At 44.3% G+C, this 7638-nt stretch carries 7 protein-coding genes and 1 tRNA gene; 4 read left to right on the top strand and 4 right to left on the bottom strand.

The annotated features are described in order from the left end of the window. Positions 1–79: 79 nt before the first annotated feature. The 4 genes from AAB400_02635 to recG all read left to right on the top strand — a co-directional run bounded on the left by AAB400_02635 (position 80) and on the right by recG (position 3085). Positions 80–334 carry an SWIB/MDM2 domain-containing protein gene (locus AAB400_02635; GenBank protein ID MEK7648794.1) on the top strand — a complete coding sequence of 85 codons (255 nt, stop codon included), beginning with the start codon at positions 80–82 and terminating at the stop codon, positions 332–334. Positions 335–390: 56 nt separating this feature from the next. Continuing rightward, positions 391–864: a hypothetical protein gene (locus AAB400_02630; GenBank protein ID MEK7648793.1), complete on the top strand. Its 474-nt coding sequence runs from the start codon at positions 391–393 to the stop codon at positions 862–864. A 47-nt stretch (positions 865–911) separates the two neighbouring features. Next, positions 912–983: transfer RNA gene (locus tag AAB400_02625), tRNA-Arg, on the top strand. 14 nt (positions 984–997) lie between these two features. After that, positions 998–3085 carry an ATP-dependent DNA helicase RecG gene (gene recG, locus AAB400_02620; GenBank protein MEK7648792.1) on the top strand — a complete coding sequence of 696 codons (2088 nt, stop codon included), beginning with the start codon at positions 998–1000 and terminating at the stop codon, positions 3083–3085. A 4-nt stretch (positions 3086–3089) separates the two neighbouring features. Here recG and radA read toward each other — a convergent pair whose 3' ends face one another. The 4 genes from radA to AAB400_02600 form a co-directional block, all read right to left on the bottom strand. Next, the gene (gene radA, locus AAB400_02615) at positions 3090–4439 is read right to left on the bottom strand and encodes a DNA repair protein RadA (protein ID MEK7648791.1); all 1350 of its coding nucleotides are present in this window, start codon (positions 4437–4439) and stop codon (positions 3090–3092) included. Between the two features lie 20 nt (positions 4440–4459). Then, positions 4460–5608 carry a pilin gene (locus AAB400_02610; protein ID MEK7648790.1) on the bottom strand — a complete coding sequence of 383 codons (1149 nt, stop codon included), beginning with the start codon at positions 5606–5608 and terminating at the stop codon, positions 4460–4462. 8 nt (positions 5609–5616) lie between these two features. Then, positions 5617–6747 (bottom strand): D-alanyl-D-alanine carboxypeptidase family protein, encoded by a 1131-nt coding sequence (locus AAB400_02605; GenBank protein MEK7648789.1) that lies wholly within the window; start codon positions 6745–6747, stop codon positions 5617–5619. Beyond that, the coding region (locus tag AAB400_02600) for a C39 family peptidase (protein MEK7648788.1) at positions 6728–7638 on the bottom strand (911 nt) is incomplete at its 5' end. The genes AAB400_02605 and AAB400_02600, both read right to left, overlap by 20 nt.

Raw genomic sequence — 7638 nt, 5'->3', positions numbered from 1 at the left:
TCGAAAAAGGTTCGAACTTTGTTTAAGAAACACCGAAGGAAACTATGCTATACTAAATATTAATTAATAGCCTGAATGTATGGAAAAGAAAAATTCAGCGTTTATGAAGCCAATGAACATCAGTAGCGATTTGGCTGTAGTTGTGGGTAAAGGCCCAATGCCTCGTTCTGAAGTTGTAAAGAAACTTTGGGAGTATATCAAGAAGAACAATCTTCAGGATGCTGCCAATAAACGCAACATCAATGCAGATGCCAATTTGAAAAAGGTATTTGCAGGTAAGGGCAGTGTGAGTATGTTTGAAATGACCAAGCTTGTTTCAAAGCATCTTTCCTAGATTCTATTGTTGCTGGGGGCTAGGGGTGATATACTACCTATGAAGATATAACTCCTATGCCCCGAACAATAGCATACTCTTGGGATATTCCGGAATACGAACAATACGATCGCGGTACGCTATGGTATATAGTAGCCGGTGTTGTTGTTGGTCTCCTTATTATTTATAGTTATTGGAGCCAGAATTTTTTGTTTGGCATTATTGTCACCCTGACGGCAATCATTTTGTTTTTGAGGCACTACTACCAGCCACAAATTATTACCTGTGCAATCGATGAAGAAGGTATTGTACTTGGTGACAAACGCTATGATTTTAATGATCTTGACCGTTTCCGTATTGTCGAAACTCCAAATGAGCAGTATGTGCTCTATCTCCATAAAAAAAGAGGGTGGCATTCAGAGTTTCCTGTAAGAATGCACACTGTTGACCCCAATAGCGTTCGGTTGTATTTGCTGAATTTTATGGACGAGCACGAGGGAAACAAACACGAGAACATGTGGGAAAGCCTTGCGCGTTTTCTCAAAATATAATACGCTAGAACCATTCGATTTATAATCGGCGTGATTGTTTTTTCTTTGCACCCGTAGTTCAAAGGATAGAATGCGAGCTTGCGGAGCTTGTGATCCAGGTTCGATTCCTGGCGGGTGCAGTGAAAAGACAAGTATGACACATCTTGACGCACCCATCTCGCAATTAGGCGCATGGGGCGCGCGCTACAAAAATATTCTTAAAAAACGGGGCATCGCGACATGCCGCGATTTATTGCATTTTTTTCCTTACCGTATTGATGATTTTTCCACAAGTATTCCCATTGCCGATATCCGCCCCGGCATGCAGGTGACACTTTCGGGAACAATCCAGCTTATTGGAAATCGCCGTTCACCGCGTACGCGAAAAATAATTACCGAAGCTCTCATTTCAGATGCATCGGGGAGTATCAAGGCCATTTGGTTTAATCAACCGTTTCTTAGTAAAAATCTCAAGAGCGGGGATGCTGTTTATTTGGCAGGCAAAGCAAGCGATCAATACCTTGATTTGCAGCTTATAAGTCCGGCGTATGAAAAAATATCCAGCGAGCATGAAGCAATCCATACCGGACGGTGCGTCCCCATCTATTCACTTGGCGAATCAGCGTCACAGAAAGTTTTCAGATCGCTTGTAAAGCAAGTACTCGATCGATATCTGCCAACAATTGAGGAGTGGATTCCGTTGGTAATACTGCAACGTGAAGGCCTGATGGGATACTCAGATGCCTTGCGTGAGATACATTTTCCAAGCAATCTAAGCACATGGGATGCTGCGCGACAACGCTTAAAGTTCGATGAACTACTGCTTTTACAGCTGATATCTCTGCAGTCTCGAAAAAACCATTCGCTTGCTGTAGCACCACGGATATCAGTAACTATCGATTTACAAAATACATTTATAACGTCATTGCCCTTTTCGCTAACGGCGTCGCAGCAAAAAGCACTTGATGAAATACTGGGCGACATGCAACGCGAATCCCCGATGAATCGTCTCCTTGAGGGGGATGTTGGGTCTGGCAAAACGGTTGTGGCAGCCGCTGCGCTTCTTCATTGCGCTACATCCGGATATCAGGCAGTATGCATGACTCCTACAGAGCTATTGGCCCGGCAGCACTTTGAAACATTATGTGGTCTAATAGGAGGATTTGGAATGCGTATCGCATTACTTACTTCGCATTATGCTGCTTCTAACAGACAGTCGTGCGATGCATCTATGTCGGATAGTAGAAGAAAAAAAGCACTTACTCAATCTATTGTACTTGGCGAAATAGACATAATCATCGGAACCCATGCATTATTGGAAGAAGACGCGTGTTTTAAAAAAATAGGATTGATAGTTATTGATGAACAGCATCGTTTTGGCACAAGGCAGCGGCAGTACTTGAGAGATAAAAATATGGCAGAGTGCATGCCGCATTTGCTGCTTATGACGGCAACTCCCATTCCGAGGTCGTTGGCGCTTACGGTATTTGGAGATCTCGACCTTTCGATTATCGATCAGATGCCTCCTGGAAGAAAAAAAGTTATTACAAAATGTGTGCCGGCGCGCTATCGTGAATGGACCTATACATTTGTGAAAAAAATGATTTCTCTCGGACGGCAGGCATTTATTCTCTGTCCGCTTATTGATCCTTCAGATTCTCTTGGTATTCGATCTGTGACACAGGAGTACAAGCGCCTCAAAGATTCTACATTTCGCGATTGTGCATTGGGGTTTATTCATGGGAAAATGCACAGCGATAAAAAAGAAAAGGTCATGCGCGATTTTTCAGAAGGGCGCATTTCGATCCTTGTTGCTACATCGATTATCGAAGTCGGTATTGATATTCCCAATGCGACTATTATGATGATTGAGGGAGCGGAGCGATTTGGTTTAGCTCAACTGCATCAATTTCGTGGCCGGATTGGGCGGTCCAGCCACCAGGCGTATTGTTTTTTGCTTCCAACAGACGAAAGTAAGCAAGAAACACAGCGATTGAAAGTAATGGTATCGTGTAGCGACGGATTTGCACTGGCTGAAGAAGATTTGAAGCTTCGGGGTTCCGGTGAATTGTATGGATATCGGCAATCGGGATTGCCTGATTTGAAAATAGCATCATTAGCTGATTATGGTTTGATTCAAAAAGCCCGGCAAGCGGCACAAGAAATGATAGATGACATCGATGCATACCCACATGTTTTGCATCAGCTCAACGAATATCAAAAAGAAATAAGGCTGGAATAATGAGCTAGAATTCTAACTCTTTGATGTGTTTGATGTGCCGAAGTTCCATTTTTGAAGAAATGGGCTTTACCGATTTTGGAATAATCGCGTGGGTAAATCCTAACTTTTCCGCTTCTTTGAGTCTTTTTTCGAGAAGATAGACGGGGCGTACTTCACCTGAGAGGCCAACTTCACCAATAATAATCGTTTTTGTTGGAATTATTTTGTTCTGGTATGCGGATATGATACTTGCACATACTGCCAAGTCTACGGCTGTTTCCGATATTTTGAATCCGCCTACGACGTTAAGATGAATATCCTGATCGCCGAGATTGAGTCCGTAGCGTTTGCATAAAACGGCAATCAAAAGCTGCATGCGGTTTGTGTCAAAGCCAACAGCACGCCGTTGCGGGTATCCAAAATATGTTTTTGAGCATAATGCCTGTATTTGAATAAGAAATGCACGACTGCCCTCCAAAACGACAGAAGTGGTTGTGCCTGCTATCCCTGATTCGTCATGGGATATAAACACTTGGCTTGGATTTTTGACTTCGCATAGCCCTTTGTCGCTCATTTCAAATACACCAAGTTCATTGGTTGAGCCAAAACGGTTTTTAGCTGTCTTAAGAAGGCGGTAATAATGGTTTTGGTCGCCCTCAAGGTAGAGGACGGTATCGACAAGATGCTCGAGTGTTTTAGGGCCGGCAACCATACCTTCTTTTGTGACATGTCCAGTAATAATGACGGCACTACCCGTCTGCTTTGCTGTCTCCAAAAGTTTGACCGTACACGCCCGCACTTGCGTGATGCTTCCCGCTTCATTTTGAATATCGTTGGTGTGGACAGTTTGGATAGAGTCTACAATAGCAAGAAGAGGATGCTCTTTGCGAATGCTGCCGCATATTTTATCGACATCCGTTTCTCCAATAAACAAAATTGAGTCAGTGGACGAACTCTTTTGTTGCAGGCGTTCGTAGCGCATCTTCACTTGCTGACCGGATTCCTCACCTGATGCATAGAGGATGGGGCGTTCTAGTGTAGAAGGAAGCGCAAGCGATAGCTGCGCTAAAAGGGTAGATTTTCCAATCCCCGGCTCTCCGCCAAGGAGAATAAAGCTTCCGGGCACAATGCCTCCGCCGAGCACCTGGTCAAACTCTTCAATTCCTGTTTGCAGGCGGGGGACTGCATGCATTTCGATCGTAGAAAGCGGAATTGCATCCGCCGATAGTGCGTTGTGCTGTTTTTTTTGTTCAACTGCGCCTTTCGACTCCTCGTGAAGCGTTCCCCATTGGCCGCAGTCAAGGCAGCGCCCGGACCATTTTTGGCTTTGGGCGCCGCAGTTGGAACAAGCAAAGAGGGTTGTTATTTTTGCCATAGATTAAGTATCATCACTGATCAATCCATCTTAACGAGCTTTCCAGTTCCGTCAAAATTCGCCGGATTCTTTAGACGTTGAAAAAAACGTAAGCCGCCATCGGTTGACCAATGCTTAAAAACAGTACAACCGGGCTTACAATCATTTGCAACATATCCGGCGAAACCCATGCGCTGGTATCGCGGATCTGCTGAAAAATTATTCATGACATATGCCGATTCATCGACATTGAGACATGTTCCGCGTACTGACAAATCCTCGAGAGATTTATGTGGGCAAACACCATTATATCGAAATAAGATATTTGCAATAGCGCCATGAGAGTCTGTTCCGTCATTTGTCGCCTCTGTTAATGCAAATGTTGTTGATCGATCTGTATAGTTTGAAAATGATGGGTATCTTTCTTGAGCCTTTTCTTTCATGACGCGAGCCGCGCAACGAGCATCGTTTAATTGCGTTTTTCCGCTTGCACATTCCGGACACTTTGAATCAGAAGCGTTGCATATTGCAAAACCGTTTAATATTGATTTGTCACCTCTGTTTCCGGCTTCCTGATAATGAGTCGTCGCAATAAGCTCCCATGGAATATTTGTCATTTGCGCCACTTGTTTATAAAGAGCCATATTTTGATTAATGCGGTCTTTGATGCCACCAGGCACATCAATGGGTGTTTGTTGAATTTCTTCAAAATTTGGACTTTCAATGGGTGTTTGTTCAATTTCCAATTCTTCCCGTTCAATCGCAGCTAATCCCATGGGTCCGAATGTTACAAGCTTAGGATTGATTGCAAAGAGGAATACATAGGATCCGAATGCAAGCACAAGTCCGATGAATGTGTTCGAAATCATTTTTCGCGCCTCAGTAATGGCGCCGGTATCACCGCGTGCAAACATCCAGCGGAGTCCCGCAAGGGTAACAATAAGTACGGCGAGTACGACAGCAAGCTTAATGATCCATTCATAAACGGCAACTATGTATTTGGTAATGCCGCCGCACGACAGCAATGCCTGATTTGCTTCGCAGAGCTGGATTGTTTCCGAGAGTCCCGGAAAGGGGACTTGAAAGGTATAGGAAACCCCTGCATATGCGCTACTGATGCTAATGCTGAATAGCACGATGAAGCAATATGCAAAGACAACAATTTTTTTTACTATGCATTTGGTATTCATACTTTTTATCATCCGCCGCATTTTGATGGAAGTCCGGTGTAGGGCCCGCGCGATGGAGTCGTAGGATTGTACTCAAAATGCCAAATTTCTTTTTCGTATCGCTTCCATTGTGGATCTGATGCAAAAAATATTTGTGCGAGCTTTGCAATATAGTGGCGTGATGATCCGCATTGGGAATTTGAGCCGTATGATAAGCCGGGATTGCTGCCATTTACCAAGAGACCCACATCAAGGGCGATGCCATGCCCATGATTTGATCCTCCAGGAACGGCGCAGTACCCCTTACGATCAGCCGTATTGGGATGCTGACTTTTACAATTTCCTGACCTACCGCACCAGATATCAACTTGTTTTTGAAATGGACGGTAACCAGAGCTAATTTGTATTGTATATTTTTTACCATCTTGTTGGCTTATCTGTTTTGCTGTTTCATTGAGTCGTTGTATCGCAGGAATAAGGTCTTTATGATATGAATGCCCATTTGGGTTGGTGACATTAGAATATGTTGGTATTACAGCAGTCATTGACGGATCGAGCACGCAACAGGGCGGAGGAGGACTACTGCAATTAAATGAAGCATGATCCCATGATGGTCTTGAAAGGCCGCTCAAGCCGGATACGCTACTTGGAGGCGGTGGATCGCCTGGATTTATAATATCAGCGCCAGCGTCTTCCTCGATCTCAATCTTAAGTTCTTGTGCTTCAATTTTTTTCCCAAGTAATAGTCCCTGAAATTCAACCAAATTCGGATTGATCGTCCACAGGAGCGCATAGGATCCAAATGCCAGTACAAGACCGAGGAGAGTGTTTTTGATGATTGATTTTGAAGAATCTACGCGCTTGGAATCGCCGGCAGCAGTCAGCCAGAGCAGGCCGGCGATCACCAGTGCGGCTGCGCCAAGCACAATAGCAAGTCTGATAAGCCACTCATAAACAAGCTTAATATACAGCGCTATTCCTGAACACTCAATACTACTGCTTCCCGTGCAAAGGTCGATCGAGCTTTGTGGATAATTAGGGAGGGGTACTTGCAGTTTGTAGGTAACATCGGCGAAAACCGCACTTGTGGAAAAGAAGAAAAAAAAGATACTAAAAGCGAGTACGTGCTTGAGTAGTCTATTACGGGTAGAGATATACATAATACTTTGCTTCGTTAGTAATTTCTTCCCTTGTTGCAGTAGTATTAGCTCGATGTCCAGGATCGTTAATGAGGTAATTATTTCCATCAAATCCCGTTATAACAATGAAATGGAGCGCTGAAGTAAATTTTGGATGTCCCGTTCGAAGAATAATTGGCTTACCCCCTTTTATAAGTTGATCAGCTTCTGTAAAATTATTTATCATTTTAAAATTAAGGCCAAGTTGAGACATTCGTTTGAATTTATTAAAATCCGTGGTATTATCACGTCCGTTCAAATTAAAAACATCAAGCGGCGTAACGTTTTTTCCGTAATATTTTGCAATCATTGCATAGGATGTTATGCCGCATCCGCCTGCCCGCACCGTTGTTCCGGTGCGAGGATTAGGAATGGGACCCCATGGAGCTTGTGCTTGGTTATAATAGGGCACATTGCTTCTTCCGGGTTCCCCCGAGCCCGGCCCACTCGCACCAGGAGGAGCCGTGGCGCCAGGAGAAATTCCGGGGTCGGGGATATCGTTCTGTATAAGGTCTTGTTCATCGATTACTAATGTTTCTTCTTGAATCTTTTTCCCAAGGTTTAGCGTTCCAAGCTGTACAAGGTTTGGATTGATTGCCCATAGTAACGCATAGGAGCCAAGTGCCAACACAATACCCCAGAGCGTATTCTTAACCATGGTAAGAGCTTTTTCTGTTTGTTTTTTATCTCCTCGGGCAGTCATCCAGAAATATCCCGCCAATGTGAGCGTGGCAACGCCTAAGACAATAACAAGGCGGATGAGCCATTCGTAGACGACGGTAATATATTGCGCAATGCCGCTACAGGTGATATCACCCCCTGTGCCACTGCAGAGTGTAAGGTCTGTGCCTATTGAGGGGGCGGGGACTTGCA

The organism is Patescibacteria group bacterium, assembly GCA_038065255.1.
Lineage (GTDB): Bacteria > Patescibacteriota > Patescibacteriia > JACQRZ01 > JACQRZ01 > JBBTRI01.
This window is presented reverse-complemented; position numbering and strand designations above follow the sequence as displayed.

What these genes read in the sequence shown, in the direction of transcription:
- AAB400_02630 (MEK7648793.1), top strand. Translation starts at nt 391, where the DNA reads ATGCCCCGAACAATAGCATACTCTTGGGATATTCCGGAATACGAACAA.
- AAB400_02610 (MEK7648790.1), bottom strand. Translation starts at nt 5,608, where the DNA reads ATGAATACCAAATGCATAGTAAAAAAAATTGTTGTCTTTGCATATTGC.
- recG (MEK7648792.1), top strand. Translation starts at nt 998, where the DNA reads ATGACACATCTTGACGCACCCATCTCGCAATTAGGCGCATGGGGCGCG.
- AAB400_02605 (MEK7648789.1), bottom strand. Translation starts at nt 6,747, where the DNA reads ATGTATATCTCTACCCGTAATAGACTACTCAAGCACGTACTCGCTTTT.
- radA (MEK7648791.1), bottom strand. Translation starts at nt 4,439, where the DNA reads ATGGCAAAAATAACAACCCTCTTTGCTTGTTCCAACTGCGGCGCCCAA.
- AAB400_02635 (MEK7648794.1), top strand. Translation starts at nt 80, where the DNA reads ATGGAAAAGAAAAATTCAGCGTTTATGAAGCCAATGAACATCAGTAGC.